Source organism: Stenotrophomonas sp. RIT309 (assembly GCF_000632045.1).
Lineage (GTDB): Bacteria > Pseudomonadota > Gammaproteobacteria > Xanthomonadales > Xanthomonadaceae > Stenotrophomonas > Stenotrophomonas indicatrix.
Genome location: NZ_JFYS01000032.1, coordinates 1 through 16,173, shown reverse-complemented (window position 1 = coordinate 16,173; position 16,173 = coordinate 1). Strand labels below are relative to the sequence as shown.

Annotated in this window: 15 protein-coding genes; 8 read left to right on the top strand and 7 right to left on the bottom strand. The window is 67.7% G+C overall.

The genetic code is table 11. The annotated features are described in order from the left end of the window. The first annotated feature begins 340 nt into the window (after nt 1–340). Complete coding sequence (locus BW38_RS05495) at nt 341–2,452, top strand: glycosyl hydrolase family 18 protein (protein ID WP_032977261.1); 2,112 nt, start codon at nt 341–343, stop codon at nt 2,450–2,452. 116 nt (nt 2,453–2,568) lie between these two features. On the opposite strand, the gene BW38_RS05500 is transcribed toward BW38_RS05495, so the two are convergent. After that, a complete protein-coding gene (locus tag BW38_RS05500; RefSeq protein WP_032977259.1) occupies nt 2,569–3,360 on the bottom strand; it encodes a thioredoxin fold domain-containing protein in 792 nt (263 codons plus the stop codon). A gap of 100 nt (nt 3,361–3,460) precedes the next feature. Beyond that, entirely contained in the window at nt 3,461–4,438 is a 978-nt protein-coding gene (gene xerD, locus BW38_RS05505; RefSeq protein ID WP_032977257.1) for a site-specific tyrosine recombinase XerD, read from the bottom strand. A gap of 56 nt (nt 4,439–4,494) precedes the next feature. Here xerD and BW38_RS05510 point away from each other — a divergent pair, with 56 nt between their 5' ends. Next, nucleotides 4,495–4,983, top strand: coding sequence for an RDD family protein (locus tag BW38_RS05510; RefSeq protein WP_032977256.1), 489 nt, complete (start codon nt 4,495–4,497; stop codon nt 4,981–4,983). 82 nt (nt 4,984–5,065) lie between these two features. On the opposite strand, the gene lptG is transcribed toward BW38_RS05510, so the two are convergent. Continuing rightward, entirely contained in the window at nt 5,066–6,172 is a 1,107-nt protein-coding gene (lptG, locus tag BW38_RS05515) for an LPS export ABC transporter permease LptG (protein ID WP_025879356.1), read from the bottom strand. After that, nucleotides 6,169–7,251 (bottom strand): LPS export ABC transporter permease LptF, encoded by a 1,083-nt coding sequence (gene lptF / locus BW38_RS05520; RefSeq protein WP_032977254.1) that lies wholly within the window; start codon nt 7,249–7,251, stop codon nt 6,169–6,171. Before lptF ends, lptG begins: the two co-directional genes overlap by 4 nt. Nucleotides 7,252–7,355: 104 nt before the next feature. On the opposite strand from lptF, the gene BW38_RS05525 reads away from it, so the two are divergent. The 5 genes from BW38_RS05525 (at nt 7,356) to BW38_RS05545 (ending at nt 13,397) form a co-directional block, all read left to right on the top strand. Continuing rightward, nucleotides 7,356–8,834, top strand: a complete 1,479-nt coding sequence (locus tag BW38_RS05525) for a leucyl aminopeptidase (RefSeq protein WP_032977252.1) — start codon at nt 7,356–7,358, stop codon at nt 8,832–8,834. Nucleotides 8,835–8,931: 97 nt separating this feature from the next. Next, the gene (locus tag BW38_RS05530) at nt 8,932–9,357 is read left to right on the top strand and encodes a DNA polymerase III subunit chi (RefSeq protein ID WP_025879359.1); all 426 of its coding nucleotides are present in this window, start codon (nt 8,932–8,934) and stop codon (nt 9,355–9,357) included. Nucleotides 9,358–9,376: 19 nt separating this feature from the next. Continuing rightward, on the top strand, nt 9,377–9,568 hold the full coding sequence (locus BW38_RS05535; RefSeq protein WP_025879360.1) for a YqaE/Pmp3 family membrane protein: 192 nt from the start codon (nt 9,377–9,379) through the stop codon (nt 9,566–9,568). Nucleotides 9,569–9,602: 34 nt separating this feature from the next. Then, entirely contained in the window at nt 9,603–12,446 is a 2,844-nt protein-coding gene (locus BW38_RS05540) for a valine--tRNA ligase (protein ID WP_032977250.1), read from the top strand. Between the two features lie 129 nt (nt 12,447–12,575). Then, nucleotides 12,576–13,397, top strand: coding sequence for an EamA family transporter (locus BW38_RS05545; protein ID WP_032977248.1), 822 nt, complete (start codon nt 12,576–12,578; stop codon nt 13,395–13,397). Between the two features lie 58 nt (nt 13,398–13,455). On the opposite strand, the gene rimI is transcribed toward BW38_RS05545, so the two are convergent. Genes rimI through pssA form a run of 3 tightly spaced genes read right to left on the bottom strand, consistent with a single transcriptional unit; the run spans nt 13,456 to nt 15,238 of the window. Next, nucleotides 13,456–13,953, bottom strand: coding sequence for a ribosomal protein S18-alanine N-acetyltransferase (gene rimI, locus BW38_RS05550; protein WP_032952160.1), 498 nt, complete (start codon nt 13,951–13,953; stop codon nt 13,456–13,458). Then, the gene (locus BW38_RS05555) at nt 13,950–14,462 is read right to left on the bottom strand and encodes a hypothetical protein (RefSeq protein WP_032977246.1); all 513 of its coding nucleotides are present in this window, start codon (nt 14,460–14,462) and stop codon (nt 13,950–13,952) included. Before BW38_RS05555 ends, rimI begins: the two co-directional genes overlap by 4 nt. Continuing rightward, nucleotides 14,459–15,238 carry a CDP-diacylglycerol--serine O-phosphatidyltransferase gene (gene pssA / locus BW38_RS05560; RefSeq protein WP_025879365.1) on the bottom strand — a complete coding sequence of 260 codons (780 nt, stop codon included), beginning with the start codon at nt 15,236–15,238 and terminating at the stop codon, nt 14,459–14,461. Before pssA ends, BW38_RS05555 begins: the two co-directional genes overlap by 4 nt. An 80-nt stretch (nt 15,239–15,318) precedes the next feature. On the opposite strand from pssA, the gene BW38_RS05565 reads away from it, so the two are divergent. After that, nucleotides 15,319–15,696 (top strand): DUF4124 domain-containing protein, encoded by a 378-nt coding sequence (locus BW38_RS05565; RefSeq protein WP_025879366.1) that lies wholly within the window; start codon nt 15,319–15,321, stop codon nt 15,694–15,696. The last annotated feature ends 477 nt before the right edge of the window (nt 15,697–16,173 follow it).

The following is a 16,173-nucleotide window of genomic DNA, read 5'->3' as shown; positions in this document are numbered from 1 at the left end:
ATACGGCGACCGCCCAGATCTACACCTCCCTATTCGTCAGCAGCGCCAGATGTGTAGAAGAGACACGTAAACGACCAACCCCAGCCACGAGGGGGCTCCGCCGCTGGCCGCCGACCGCGCGCCAGCGCCGCTCTCCGCCAAATCCCCGAACCATGCACTCGCTCACGGATTGACCACGCAATTGATGACAACGTTGTCCCCACCTGGCGCCGGACTCTCTCCCCGGCCCACCAGGTACCTCCGTCCGCCCCCTCCGTCGCCTTCCCGGGTGACGTCCGGACCCTGCGTTACGTGCGGCGCCGTCTTGGCCCGCGCGCCAACCATCGATCGGAGACACACCATGTACGACCCGCTTGTGCAGAGTGCCGATGTACGCAGTGCCCACCCTTCCCTTCATCGCTGTCGCCCGCGCCGTCTGGCCTGGTTGCTGGCCCTGGCCGGGGCGGTCGCCCTGCCCGGCCTGGCCCAGGCCGCCAGCTGTGCTGGCGTGGCCGAATGGGACCAGGCCAAGATCTACCGCAGTGGCGACACCCTGCAGAAGGGAGGGGTCCTCTACCGGGCGAACCAGGACATCTGGAACGCGCCGCCGGACCATCCGGCCGGGGCGCCCTACTACACCAACCTCGGCGCCTGCGACGGCGGCGGGACCAACCAGCCGCCGGTGGTCAGCCTGACCTCGCCGGCCAACGGCGCCACCTTCAGCGCCGGCAGCACGGTCAACGTGACCGCCAACGCCAGTGATGCGGACGGCAGCGTCAGCAAGGTCGAGTTCTTCCGCGATGGCAGTTCGCTGGGCATCGACACCAGCGCGCCGTACAGCGCCAGCTGGGCCAACGCCAGCGCCGGCAGCCACACCCTGCGCGCGGTCGCCACCGACAACAACAATGCCACCGCCAGCACCGCGACCATCACCATCACCGTCAACGCAGCCAGTGGCGATACCACCGCGCCCAGCGTGCCCGGTGGCCTGGCCGTGGGTACCCGCACCGCCAACAGCATCGCCCTGAGCTGGAGCCCGTCCACCGACAACACCGGCGGCAGCGGCCTGGCTGGCTACGACGTGTACCGCAATGGCAGCCTGGTCGGCTCGCCGTCCAGCGCCAGCTATGTCGATGGCGGCCTGACTGCATCGACCAGCTACAGCTACCGCGTGCGTGCCCGCGACAACGCCGGCAATGCGTCGGCACAGGGCACGGCAGTGACCGCCAGCACCCTGGCCGGCGACGGTGGCACCACCGGCAAGCGGGTCATCGGTTACTTCACCCAGTGGGGCATCTACGGCCGCAACTACCGGGTCAAGAACATCGACAGCAGCGGTTCGGCCGCGCGCCTGACCCACATCAATTACGCCTTCGGCAACGTGCGCAACAACCGCTGCGAAGTGGGCGTCACCCAGGCGTCGGATCCGAACAGCGGCGCCGGCGGCGATGCCTTCGCCGACTACACCAAGGCCTTCGGTGCCGGCGAAAGCGTGAGCGGCAGCGCCGATACCTGGGACCAGCCGCTGCGCGGCAACTGGAACCAGCTCAAGCAGCTCAAGGCCAAGTACCCGGGCATGAAGGTGCTGATCTCGCTGGGTGGCTGGACCTGGTCGCGCGGCTTCTCCAGCGCGGCGCAACCGGCCAACCGCCAGGCCTTCGTCGCCTCGTGCATCGACGCCTACATCAAGGGCAATCTGCCGGTGACCGATGGTGCCGGTGGCCCCGGTGCGGCGCTGGGGGTGTTCGATGGCATCGACATCGACTGGGAATACCCGGTGGCCTGCGGTATCGCCTGCGGCACGCCCGAGGACAACGCCAACTTCACCGCGCTGATGGCCGAATTCCGCCGCCAGCTCGATGCGGTGCGTCCGGGCCTGCTGCTGACGGTGGCGGTCGGCGCCGGCATCGACAAGATCCGCGTCACCGATCCGGCCGCGTACCACCCGTACCTGGACTACATCAACGTGATGACCTACGACTTCCACGGCGCGTGGGATGCGAAGACCAATCACCAGTCGGCGCTGTTCGATTCGCCGAATGATCCATCCACCGGCGACCAGAAGCTGTACAACAGCAACGACGCCATCGAGGCCTTCATCAGCCGTGGTGTTCCCGCCGCCAAGCTCAACCTGGGCATCGGTTACTACGGGCGCGGCTGGACCGGGGTGACCAACGCCAACAACGGCCTGTACCAGAGCGCCACCGGTGCGGCACCGGGTACCTACGAGGCCGGCATCGAAGACTGGAAGGTGCTGAAGAACCTGGCGTGGCCGAGCTACACCGACAACACCGCCGGTGCCACCTGGATCTACAACGGCAGCACGCTGTGGAGCTTCGATACCCCGGCCAACATCACCCGCAAGATGGGCTACGTGAAGACCCAGGGACTGGGCGGTGCATTCGTCTGGGAGTTCAGCGGCGACGATGCGCAGGGCACGCTGACCAAGGCGGTCAGTGATGGGTTGAAGTAAAAAAAAGCCGGGGGCGCACTGCGTCCCCGGCTTTCTGTCTGATGCATCCGCCGGGCATGGCCCGGCGCTACCCACCCATCCACGGTAGCGCCGGGCCATGCCCGGCGGCGTTTCAATCAGCGCTTGGCCGACAGCTTCTCCAGCGCAGCACGCAACTGCGCCGGCGGCAGGTAGCCGCCGAGCTGGGTGCCATCGGGCGCGAAGATCGCCGGCGTGCCATTCACGCCCAACTGCTGGCCCAGGGCGTACTGCATCGCCACCGGGTTGGTGCAGTTCTTCGCTGCCACCGTGCCACCACGCTTGGCATTGGTCAGCGCCTGGCGGCGATCGGCCGCGCACCAGACCGAGATCATGTCGGTGTAATCCTTGCTGCCCAGCCCCATGCGCGGGAAGGCCAGGTATTCGACGGTGATGCCGTTGCGGTTGAGCTCGGCGATGTCCTGGTGCAGCTTGCGGCAGTAGCCGCATTCGATGTCGGTGAACACGCTGATGGTGTACTTCGCGTTCGGCGCGGCGAACACGATGCGGTCGCCATGGTTGGCCTTGGCCAGCAGGTCGCGACGGTAGCCCAGCAGGCCTTCGCTGTTGGCCGGGCTCTTGGCGCGGGTGTCGTAGGGCTGCGACTGGAACAGGTAGCGGCCGTCGTCGGAGACGTACAGCAGCTGGCCGGAGACCACCACTTCACGGAAGCCCGGGAAGGGCGCGGCACCGATGTAGTCCACCTGGAAGCCGGGGTTGAGCTCGGTCAGCGCCTTGCGCACGGCCTGCTCGGCCGGAGCATTGGCCGTGGCGGCAGGGCCGGCCTTGGCTGCCGCTGCAGCGGGGGCCTTTGCGGCGGGCGGGGCGGGCTGGGCGCAGGCACTCAGGCTGAGCGCGCCGAACACGGCGGCGATGGCGAATCGGAGCATGGAGCAGTCCGCAGCAGAAAGAAGACCCCGGATTCTGACACAGCCATCCTGAGCGGTCCGCGATGCCGCGCACAGGCCCGGCAGGGGTTCAGCCGCGGGCTCAGCCGCGTGGATGATGGCGGGCGTGCAGTTTCCGCAGGTGTTCGCGTGCGACCAGCGTGTAGATCTGCGTGGTGGACAGCGAGCTGTGGCCCAGCAGCATCTGCAGCGCGCGCAGGTCGGCGCCACGGTTCAGCAGGTGGGTGGCGAAACTGTGCCGCAGGCCATGCGGACTGATCCGCGCCGGGTCTATACCGGCCACCGCCGCGTATCGCTTGACCAGGTGCCAGAAGGCCTGGCGGGTCAAGCCATGCAGCGCCGGTTCGATGAACAGGGGCGTCTGCCCGTCGGCCAGCGCCTGCACCTTGCCCTTCCCCACCAGCTGCGGTCGCGACTGCTGCAGGTAGCGTTCCAGCCAGTACTGCGACTCCTCGCCCAGCGGCACCAGGCGTTCCTTGCTGCCCTTGCCGGTCACCCGCAGCACGCCCTGGCGCAGGTTCACCGCGGTGGCGGGCAACAGCACCAGCTCGCTCACCCGCAGCCCGGCGGCATACATCAGCTCCAGCATGGCGCGGTCGCGCAGGCCGAGCGGACTGTCGATATCCGGTGCCGCCAGCAGCGCGTCGATCTGGCTCTCTGCCAGTGCCTTGGGCAGCAGCCGTGGCAGCTTCGGCGGGTCCAGCAGTGCGCTGGGATCCTCGCTGCGTTCGCCACGCCGCACGGCATCGGCGAAGAATGCACGCAGCGCCGACAGCAACCGCGCGTTGCTGCGCGGCGACCAGTTGTGGCGGGTGCGCCAGGCCAGGTAATCGAACAGACCGGCACGTTCAATACCGGCCAGACCACCGTCGCGCCCGTCACACCAGCGCGCCAGGCCTTCAAGGTCGCGGCGATAGCTGTCCAGGGTGGCGCGGGCCAGACCGTGCTCGGCCCAGATCGCATCGAGGAAGCGCTGGATGCGCTGGCTGTCCTCGCCGCGCAGCTCGGGCAATTGCTGGACCAGCTGACGACGTTCGGCGGGGGTGGAAGTGACGACCATGCACGCAGGATACGAGGCCAACTGCGGGCACGGCCAGCATTGCGTATGCTCGGCACATGTCGAGCCCCGCCACCGATGCGGCCCACGTCGCCGCTGATACGCCCCGCCCGCGCGCGCTGCTGCTGTGGCGCCTGCTGGCGATGATCTATGACGCGCTGCCGGTGCTGGCCTTGTGGATGCTGGCCGGCACGGCCTTCACCCTGGCCTATACGTTCAGTGGCCATGCGCAGCGCGACAACATCGCGCCTTTCAGTGCCTGGCAATGGCTGCTGTGGGCGGTGTGCTGGGGTATGACCGGGTGGTATGCCACCGCCAGCTGGCGGCGCGGTGGGCAGACGCTGGGCATGCGCCCGTGGCGCTTGAAGCTGGAATCACGCGATGGCACGCCGTTGCGACGCGGCCAGCTGTGGCTGCGCTTCGCGGTGGCCACGCTGTCGTTGCTGCTGGGCGGATTGGGCTTCTGGTGGGCCTTGGTGGATCGCCAGCGGCTGACCTGGCACGACCGCGCGAGTGCCACGCAGCTGCTGCGGATGCCGAAGCGCTGACCTGTCCTGGCAGCGCCGGGCCATGCCCGGCGGACGCGGGATATCGCACACCTTCGCCGGGCATGGCCCGGCGCTACCGGAATCAGCCCGATTTGCGCCGGAACAACAACCCGGACACCGCCAGCATCACGATCGGCGGCAGCGCATAGGCAATGCGGTAGTCGAACTTGAGCGCACCGGCCATGCGGCCGAAGAACAGCTGCAGCAGCCAGAACGCCAGCGCGAACAGGATGCCCAGGAACAAGCGCTTGCCCATGCCGCCACTGCGCAGCGAACCGAACGCGAACGGCACCGCCGCCAGGCACAGCGCCAGCACATTCAACGGATAGAACCAGCGGCTCCAGTACACATCCTCGTAGTCGCGCGCATCCAGCCCGTTGCGCTCGCGGTAGGCGATGCTGGTGCTCAGCTCGGACACGCTGAGGTTGCGCGGCTTGGCGATGCCGGTGGCCAGGGCGCCGGCATCCAGCTTGGAATTCCACGGCTCACGGGCCGCTTCCTGGCGCGTTGCCGAGCGCTCGCCGAAGGTGTCACGGCGCACGCCGGTCAACACCCAGCCATCCTTGTCATGCTCGGCGGTGGCCGCATGGGTCAGCGTACCGATCCGACCCTCTTCGTCGATCTTGTACAGGCGCACGTCACGCAGAATCAGCCGGGTGCCCTTGTCGCCGACCAGCTGTTCTTCGCCACTCTGTGCGTTGAGGAACGTGTCACCTTCACGCGCCCACAGGCCGGAGTAACGCGCCACCGCCATGTCGGTGCCCCACTTGGCACTCATCTTCAGCGAATCGGCGCGGTTCTGGCCCCACGGCCCCAGGGTCTCGGCGCTGATCACCATCAGCCCGGTCAGCAGCGACAGGGCGATCGCCACCGACACGCTCAGGCGCTTGCGCGACAGGCCCAGCGCGCGCAGCGCCGTCAGCTCCGAGGTCGCGGCCAACTGGCCCAGGCCCATCAGCGCGCCGATCACCGCCGCGGTCGGGAACATCGTGTAGGCCCGGCGCGGCACGGTGTACAGCACCCAGGCGGCAGCATGGCCCAACGAATAGCCGTTCTTGCCGATGTCCTTGAACTCACCGGAGAAGGCCATCAGCACGTCCAGGCCCACCAGCACCGCCCAGGTCAGCAGCACGGTACCCAGCACTGCCCGACCCAGGTACAGATCGAAACGCATCGGCCGCAGCATCATGCGCGGGCTCCCTTCGGGCGGGCCATGCGGCCGTCACGCGCGTACATCCAGATCGCCAGTGCCAGCAGCGGCAGGGTCAGCCACCACAGGCCAAGCGCCGGCGGAATCTGGCCATTGGCGATCCAGCCACTGCCGATGAACATCAGGTTGGTACCGACCATGTAGGCCATCAGGGCCAGCATCATCCGCCCATAGCGCTGCTGGCGCGGCGAACTGCGTCCCAGCGGCACGGTCAGCAGGGCAAAGGCCAGTGCGATCAGCGGCGGCGCCAGGCGACGGTGCAGCTGTGCCTGGGCCTCGGGGCGCTTGTCACCGAACAACGCGGTGGTCGGCATCAGTTCGGGGTCATCACTCTTGCGGGCCTCACTGCCGTCGGGCAGCGCCACGTCGTTGCGGGCGAAGGTCGCCAGGCGGTAGTCCAGTGCGCCGGCCGCCGGCCCTTCCAGCTGGTGGCCATCATCCAGTTCGAGGAAACGCTGGCGGGCGCCTTCGAAGTACATGCGGCCGCTGGCGGCGGACACCACTTCAAGGCGATCCTCCTTCTGCCGCTGCAGGAACACCCGGCCCAGCTGGCTGCCATCGGGCGAGATCGAGGCGACATAGACCACCCCGCCATTGGGCAGCGGGGTGAACCGGCCCGGCTCCAGGCCGGCCATCAGCACGCTGCGGTTGGCGTCCTGCACCATCTGTTCGGCGGTGCGCCCGGCCCAGGGGCCGAGCCACAGCGAACAGGCACCGACCACCGCGATCACCGGCAGCACCAGCATCAGCAGGGGCTTGAGCAGGCGCCGGGGGCCGACACCGATGGCGGTGATGACCGCCATTTCCGAGTCGCGGTAGAGGCGGGCGATGGCCAGCAGCAGGCCCAGCATCAGTGCCAGCGGCAGGATCAGCGGCATGTAGACGATGAACTGCAGGCCCAGCTGCGAGAACAGCAGCTTGGCCGGCAGCCGCCCGTCGGCGATGTTGCCGAGGATGTCCACCAGCACGCCGCCCACGCTGACCACCAGCAGGACGATCAGGGTAGCCAGGAAACTCTGGACGAAATCGCCCAATAGATAGCGGTCGAGCTTCAACATGGGGCGGTGGTTTAAACTCTCAGGTTCGTTCGCGGTGCCGCCCAGTCTAGCGTCTGGGCGTAAACGGTCCGCGATTGTACGGACTTGCCAATGGAATCTGCTCAATGGCTCTCGAATTCACCCTGAACCACCTCGCTGCGGCTTCGGCCGCCGTTGACTGCATCGTCGTCGGCGCCTATGCCGACCATACCCTGACTGCGTCCGCGCAGGCACTGGATGCTGCAAGCGGTGGCCGCCTGGCCGCCCTGGCCCAGCGCGGCGACCTGTCCGGCAAGACCGGCGCCACCACCCTGCTGCACGACCTGCCGGGCGTGACCGCCCCGCGCGTGCTGGTGGTCGGCCTCGGCGATGCCGCCCGCTTCGGCGTGCCGCAGTACCTGAAGGCGGTCGGCGATGCCGTGCGCGCGCTGAAGGCCGGCGCTGCCCGCAGCGCACTGTTCACCCTGTCCGAAGTGGCAGTGAAGGACCGCGACGCGGCCTGGGCGATCCGCCAGGCGGTGATCGCCGCCGACCACGCGGCCTACCGCTACACCGCCACCCTGGGCAAGAAGAAGGCCGAGGATGCCGGCCTGGCCCAGCTGGCCATCGCCGGTGATGACGCACAGGCCCTGGCCCAGGGCCAGGCCATCGCCGCCGGTGTCGAGTTCGCCCGCGAGCTGGGCAACCTGCCGCCGAACTACTGCACCCCGGCCTATCTGGCTGAAGTGGGCGTGAAATTCGCCGGCGAGCATGACGGTGCCGAAGCCGAGATCCTCGACGAGACCCAGATGGAAGCGCTGGGCATGGGCTCGCTGCTGGCCGTGGCCCGTGGCTCGGCAAACCGCCCGCGTCTGGTCGTGCTGAAGTGGAGCAATGGCGGCGACGCCAAGCCCTACGTGCTGGTCGGCAAGGGCATCACCTTCGATACCGGTGGCGTCAACCTGAAGACCCAGGGCGGCATCGAAGAGATGAAGTACGACATGTGCGGTGGCGCCAACGTCATCGGCACCTTCGTCGCCGCGGTCAAGGCCAAGCTGCCGTTGAATCTTGTGGTGGTAGTCCCGGCGGTGGAAAACGCCATCGACGGCAATGCCTACCGTCCGTCCGACGTCATCACCTCGATGTCGGGCAAGACCATCGAAGTGGGCAACACCGACGCCGAAGGCCGCCTGATCCTGTGCGACGCACTGACCTACGCGCAGCGCTTCGAGCCGCAGGCGCTGGTCGATGTGGCCACCCTGACCGGTGCCTGCATGGTCGCCCTCGGCCACCAGACCGCAGGCCTGATGAGCAAGCACGACGACCTGGCCAACGAGCTGCTGGCTGCTGGCGAGCAGGTCTTCGACCGCGCCTGGCGCCTGCCGCTGTGGGACGAGTACCAGCCGATGCTGGATTCCAGCTTCGCCGACGTCTACAACATCGGCGGCCGCTGGGCCGGTGCCATCACCGCCGGCTGCTTCCTGTCGCGCTTCGCCGAAGGCCAGCGCTGGGCCCATCTGGACATCGCCGGCGTGGCCAGCGATGAAGGCAAGCGTGGCATGGCCACCGGCCGTCCGGTCGGCCTGCTGAGCCAGTGGTTGCTGGACCAGGTCGCCCGCGCCTGACGCTGTACCTGACCCTGGCCGGCAACCGCCGGCCGGGGCCTCGCCGGTCCAGCCGCCACCCGGCATGGATCGGCACCTGCCTCACCTGGATGCCGCCATGCCCCGCGCCGACTTCTACCTGATCGCCAAGCCCCGTTTCCTGACCGAGCCGTTGCGCCTGGTCTGCGAGCTGGCGCGCAAGGCCAACGACGCCGGGTTGTTCACCCTGGTCCTCGCCCGCGACCAGGCCCAGGCCGAAGAACTTGACGAACTTCTCTGGTCATTCGACGACGATGCCTACATTCCGCACCAGATCGTAGGTGAGGACGTGGACGAGGAAGAAGCCCTGGTACTGATCGCCCCGCCCGGCGGCGAGGCGCCCGTGCGGCCGCTGGTGATCAACCTGCGCGACGAACCCTGGCTGGGCCAGTGCGAGCGCGTGCTGGAAGTGGTCCCGGCCGATCCGGAAGCGCGCGAACCGCTGCGCGAGCGCTGGCGCCAGTACAAGACCGCCGGCTACGACCTGAACAAGCACGACATGTAAGCCCTGCGAGGACCCCTTGATGCGCCTGCTGATCGCCCTGATTCTTCCCTGGCTGTCCTTTTTCACCATCGGCCGGCCGTTTGCCGGCATCGTCTGCCTGATCCTGCAGATCACCCTGATCGGCTGGCTGCCCGCCGCGATCTGGGCTGCCTATTCGGTCAGCCAGTACCACACCGACCAGAAGATCCGGCGCACCCTCGGGTCGCGCTGATCTCCCTTCCCGCCTTGATGACTGGTTCCCCCGCATGACCCAACTCGCCTCCAGCTACGACCCGAAGTCCTTCGAGACCGACCTCTACGAGGCCTGGGAGAAGGCCGGCCATTTCAAGCCGTCCGGCAAGGGCGAGCCGTACACCATCCTGCTGCCGCCGCCGAACGTGACCGGCACCCTGCACATGGGCCATGCCTTCCAGCAGACCCTGATGGATGCGCTGGTGCGCTACCACCGCATGCGCGGCTACGACACGCTGTGGCAGGTCGGTACCGACCACGCCGGCATCGCCACCGAGATGGTGGTCAGCCGCAACCTGGCGCTGGAAGGCAACGGCGAAACCCGCGATTCGCTGGGCCGCGAGGGCTTCATCGGCAAGGTGTGGGAGTGGAAGCAGCAGTCCGGTGACATCATCGAACGGCAGATGCGCCGCCTGGGCACCTCGGCCGACTGGTCGCGCAGCACCTTCACCATGGACCCGCAGCCGTCCGAAGCGGTGATCGAAGCCTTCGTGCGCTGGCACGAGCAGGGCCTGATCTACCGTGGCCAGCGCCTGGTCAACTGGGATCCGGTGCTGAAGACGGCGATCTCGGACCTGGAAGTGGAGAGCGCCGAGGAAGAGGGTTTCCTGTGGTCGATCGCCTACCAGCTGGATGAAGGCCTGAGCTACGAGCACGTCGAGCGCGATGCCGACGGCGTCGAGACCCTGCGCGAAACCCGCGATTACCTGGTGGTCGCCACCACCCGCCCGGAAACCCTGCTGGGCGACACCGCGGTGATGGTGCATCCGGAAGACGAGCGTTACCTGCACCTGATCGGCAAGAGCGTGGTGCTGCCGCTGACCGGCCGCCGCGTGCCGGTGATCGCCGATGACTACGTGGACCGTGCGTTCGGTACCGGCGTGGTCAAGGTCACCCCGGCGCATGACTTCAACGATTACCAGGTGGGCGTGCGCCACAGCCTGCCGATGATCAACCTGTTCACGCCGGTGGCCGCGATCAACGACAACGCGCCGGAACGTTTCCAGGGGCTGGACCGTTACGACGCGCGCAAGGCCGTGCTGGCTGAACTGGAAGACCTGGGCATCCTGGTCGAGACCAAGGCGCACAAGCTGCAGGTGCCGCGCGGCGACCGTACCGGCCAGGTGATCGAGCCGTACCTGACCGACCAGTGGTTCGTGAAGATGGACGAGCTGGCCAAGCGTGGCCTGGAGCTGGTCGAGAACGGCAGCATCTCCTTCGTGCCGCCGAACTGGATCAACACCTACCGCCACTGGATGACCAACATCCAGGATTGGTGCATCAGCCGCCAGCTGTGGTGGGGCCACCGCATTCCCGCATGGTTCGATGCCGCCACCGGCAGCTGCTACGTCGGCCGCAGCGAAGACGAGGTGCGGGCGAAAAACAATCTCGGCAGCGACGTCGTGCTGAGCCAGGAAAGCGACGTGCTGGAGACCTGGTTCTCCTCGCAGCTGTGGCCGTTCTCCACCCTGGGCTGGCCGAACGAGCAGGCGATGGCCGAGCGCGGTTTCGACCGCTACCTGCCGTCGTCGGTGCTGATCACCGGCTTCGACATCATCTTCTTCTGGGTGGCGCGCATGATCATGGCCACCGACAACCTGACCGGGAAGATCCCGTTCAAGGACGTCTACTTCACCGGCCTGATCCGCGACGGCCAGGGCCAGAAGATGTCCAAGAGCAAGGGCAACGTGCTCGACCCGCTGGACATCATCGACGGCATCACCATCGATGATCTGGTGGCCAAGCGCACCGGCGGGCTGATGCAGCCGCGCATGGTCGAGAAGATCGAGAAGGCCACGCGCAAGGAGTTCCCGGACGGGATCGCCGCCCATGGTGCCGATGCGCTGCGTTTCACCATCGCCGCGCTGGCCACCCATGGCCGCGACATCAAGTTCGACATGAACCGCGCCGAGGGCTACAAGAATTTCTGCAACAAGCTGTGGAACGCCAGCCGCTTCACTCTTATGAACACCGAAGGTGCGGCGTTCACCGGCGTGCCGACGCCGCGTACCGATGCCGAGCGCTGGATCCTCTCGCGCCTGGCCGCTACCACCGCCGAAGCGCAGGGTCATTTCGCCGCCTATCGCTTCGACCTGTTGGCGCAGTGCCTGTACGAATTCGCCTGGAACGAGTTCTGCGATTGGTTCCTGGAGCTGAGCAAGCCGGCATTGAACGGCGCCGATGCCGCCGACGCCGACAGCACCCGCCACACCCTGCTGTACGTGCTGGAAGCGCTGCTGCGCCTGCTGCACCCGCTGACCCCGTTCATCACCGAACAGCTGTGGCAGCAGCTGGCACCGCGCCTGGGCCTGGCCGAAACCACGCTGTCGCTGCGGCCGTACCCGACCGCCGCCGAATTCGAGGGCGACTTCACCCAGGCCGAGGCCGACGTGGAATGGTTGAAGGCGGTGATCAGTGCGGTGCGCCGCGTGCGCAGCGAACTGAACGTTGCCCCCTCCAGGCTGGTGCCGCTGCGCCTGCTGGCCGGCCAGGAACATGCCGGGCAGAGCCAGGACCGCGAGCGCATCGAGCGCTTCAGCGCTTCGCTGTCGTTCCTGCTGAAGCTGGACAGCATCCAGTGGCTGGCCGACGCACAGAGTGCGCCGCCGGCCGCCGCCGCGATCGTCGGTGAGCTGAAGCTGCTGGTGCCGCTGGAAGGCCTGGTTGATCTCGATGCCGAGCGCGCGCGCCTGGACAAGGAGATCAAGCGCGTGGAAGGCGAACAGGAGAAGAGCGAGACCAAGCTGGCCAAGTTCTCCGACAAGGTTCCGCCGGCGGTGATCGAGCAGGAACGCGTGCGCCTGGTCGACTGGAACAACCAGCTGGCCGGCCTGCGCGAACAGCGCGCGAAGCTGTAACGCCTCCCGGGTGGGTGCGGACCTTGGTCCGCACCGCTGTGATGTGCCAACCCAGGTTGGCACCTGCCATGCAAAACGATGTGCCGACTAAGGTCGGCACCCACCCCTGCCTTTTGGCATCATCGCTTGATGCCGCTTTCCATCTTCCTGCTGGTCCTCGCCGCCGCCGCACTGCACGCCAGCTGGAACGCGATCGTCAAACGCGGGCCGGACAAGTTCCTCGGCACGGTGCTGGTCACCGGCAGCGCGGCACTGCTGTCGGCCATCGCCCTGCCCCTGCTGCCCATGCCCACCGCCGCAAGCTGGCCGTGGTTGGCCGTCTCGGTGCTGCTGCAGGTGACCTACTACGCGTTGGTCGCACGCTGCTACCAACAGGTCGACATGAGCCTGGCGTATCCGATGATGCGTGGTTGCGCGCCCATCCTCGTTGCGCTGGCCGGCGCCGTGCTCGGCGAACGCCTGCCGCCGTCGGCCTGGCTCGGTGTCCTCCTGGTGAGTGGCGGCATCTTGTGCATGGCCCGCGGCGCACGTGGCGGCCAGCTGCGGCTGCCATTGCTGACGGCGGCAATGATCGCCACCTACACCCTGGTCGATGCGCAGGGCGCGCGACTGTCCGGCAATGCGCTGAGCTACACGTTGTGGCTGTTCCTGCTGTCGGGCATTCCGTTGCCGTTGTGGGCGCTGCATCGGCAGCGCGGCAAGCTGCTGGCGTATGCGCGCCAGCACTGGCCGCTGGGCGTGGCCGGCGGCATCGGTACCACCACCTCGTATGCGATGGCGCTCTGGGCGATGACCCAGGTGCCGGTGGCAATGGTGTCGGCGCTGCGCGAATCGTCGATCCTGTTCGCGCTGCTGATCTCGGTGTTCCTGCTGCGCGAGCGGGTACCGCGTGCACGCTGGGTGGCGGCCGCGCTGATCGTGGCTGGCGTGCTGGCGCTGCGGCTGGCGTAAACAACGCATCGGTAGCGCCGGGCCATGCCCGGCGAGCGCAGCGGCCACGCGACGCCGATTACAGCGGCGGCATTGTCTCCAGCTCGCCGTCCACCAGCTCGATCGCCATCACCAGCGCATCTTCGCGCCCCTGCGCAGCAGGGTAGTAGCGGGGACGCCGGCCGATCTCGTTGAAGCCTTCGCTGTGATACAGCGCCAGGGCCGGGGTGTTGGACGGACGCACTTCCAGGAACACCCGCTGCGCGCCTCGATCACCGGCCAGGCGGACCAGCGCACGCAGCAACTGGCGGCCGAGCCCACGCGACTGCACCAGCGGATCGATGCAGATGTTCAGCACATGTGCTTCATCGGCAGCGAGGCTGAGCACGCCATAGCCGATCAACAGGCCATCGCGCTCCATGGCCAGGCCGGGGTAACCGGCACGCAGGCAATCCAGGAAAATGCCGCGGGTCCAGGGATAGGGGTAGCCACGCACTTCGATGGCCATCACCGCGTTGAGATCGCTCTCGCGCAGCGCACGCAGCGCCACCGGGCCGGGCTGGCTGACCGCACTCATGCGGTTCCGCCCTTGCGCAGCGCGCGCAGCTGCGGCCACAACGCGCGCTTGGCTGCGGGGTCGCGACGCAGTTGCTCCAGCGGCCAGCTGTCCATCAGTGCCTGGGTGGCGGGGTCGTTGGGATTGCAGCCCGAGGCACGCAACAGCGCGATCTGCAGGCGGTCAGGCAGGCGCACCAGCGGCTGGCGCGCGTTGCCGGTGGGCAGCGGACGGGCCGCAGCCGGGACGGTGTCCGGCGCCGCTACCGGCACGGCAGTGCGTGGTGGCGCGCGCTCGGGCCGAGGTTCCGGCGCCGCGCCGCGCTGGCTGGGTGCGTGCTGCATCGAAGGTGGAGCCGTGCGCGTCGCCTCGACCGGCACGGGTGCCGATGCTGCGGCTTCAGCCACGCTCAGCTGCAGTGCCGCGTCCATTTCGGCGGCCAACTGGCCGTCGTGATAGACGGTGTAGCCCATGGCCTGCAGCCAGGCCTGCTGGGCCGGGGACCACAACACGGGCAGGTCCTGGCTCACGCCGCCTCGGGCTTCTTGCGCAGGCGCTGCACGCCCCACATCACCGGGCCTGACAGGGCGTACAGGATGCCGACGACGAACAGCACGCGGGGCAGGTCGATCACCGCGATGGCGATGGCGATCGGCACCAGTGCCAGCACCAGGAACGGGACACGGTCCGAGCGCGCGCCCTGCTTGGCCGCGCCGCCCTTGAAGCTCCAGAAGCGGATGCGGCTGACCATCAACAGTGCGGCGACCAGGGTCACCGCCAACGCCACGAAGCGCAGCTCGTTGCCGTTCCAGCCCAGCGTGCCATCGGCGAAGGCCCAGACGAAGGACATCATCAGGCCGGCGGCAGCCGGGCTGGCCAGGCCAACGAACCAGCGCTTGTCGACAACGGCCACCTGGGTATTGAAGCGCGCCAGGCGCAGCGCCGCGCAGGCGGCGTACAGGAACGCCACCGCCCAGCCGAGGCGACCGACCAGTTCACCGTCGTATTTCAGTTCCGACAGGGACCAGTGATACATCACCAGTGCGGGCGCCATGCCGAAGCTGACCAGATCGGCCAGCGAGTCGTACTGCACGCCGAACTCGCTGCTGGTGCCGGTCAGGCGCGCGACACGGCCATCGAGGCCGTCCATCACCGCCGCCACGAACACGGCGATGCTGGCGTTGACGAAATCCCCGTTGGCCGCGGCGATGATGGCGTAGAAGCCAGAGAACAGCCCAGCCGTGGTGAACAGGTTGGGCAGCAGGTAAATCGTGCGCGAGCGCGGCGGCGGTGTGATCGGGTCCATGGAATCCAGTTTAATCGACTTGCCAGCGGTCGGCGCCAATGCTGCAATCGGCGTTCTACGCCCATTCTGCGGAGTTTGCCATGCGTGCCCTGTCCTGCCTGGGTTGCCTGCTGCTGTTGGCCAGTACCACTGCGCTGGCCGGCCCTGTCTACAAGTGGAAGGATGCCAAGGGCGTGACCCAGTATTCGGAAACGCCGCCGGCCGGGGCAAAGTATGAGACGCGTGCCCAAGCCAGGACAGCGGCGACGGACGCGGCCCCCGAGCCTGCCGCCGCGCCGGTGCCGGAACAATGCAGCACCGCCCGCGCCAACGTGACGCTGCTGGAAGGCACCGGCCCGGTGATGCAGGACACCGATGGCGATGGCAAGGCCGATACCGCGCTTACCCCGGAACAGCGCAGCGCGCAGAAGGGCCTGGCCGAGGCGGCGATCAAGGCGTACTGCCCTCCGGCGGGTTGAGGGGGGATCGGCCGGGCGGCGCCCGGCACCCGCCGAATCAACGTCAACGTCAACGTCAAAAGCGGGCATTCCGTGGGATGACGGGGCGGTGTCGGATTGCGGGGACGCCGTAAACCCATCCGTGGGGGCTTGGCAGCCGCATCCATGCGGCTGACACCCCGCAATCCGACACCGCCCCGTCTTCGACAGTTTCCCGGTGGCCAGTAGATCCACGCCATGCGTGGAGTTCTACGTTCAATTGTCGAAATATTCGATTTCGACGGAGATTCATCCACGCATGGCGCGGATCTTCGTGTCGACCAAGGTCGACACCCACCAAGAGCAGGCCATGCCATAGAGCAGGCCATGCCATCCCGACAGATTGCGGAAATCTGTCGAAGGCGGGGTGGGTCCGGTTGCGGGGGTGTCCGCGGCATGGATGCCGCGGCCAAGCCCCCACGGATGGGTTTACGGCGTCCCCCGCAACCGGACCCACCC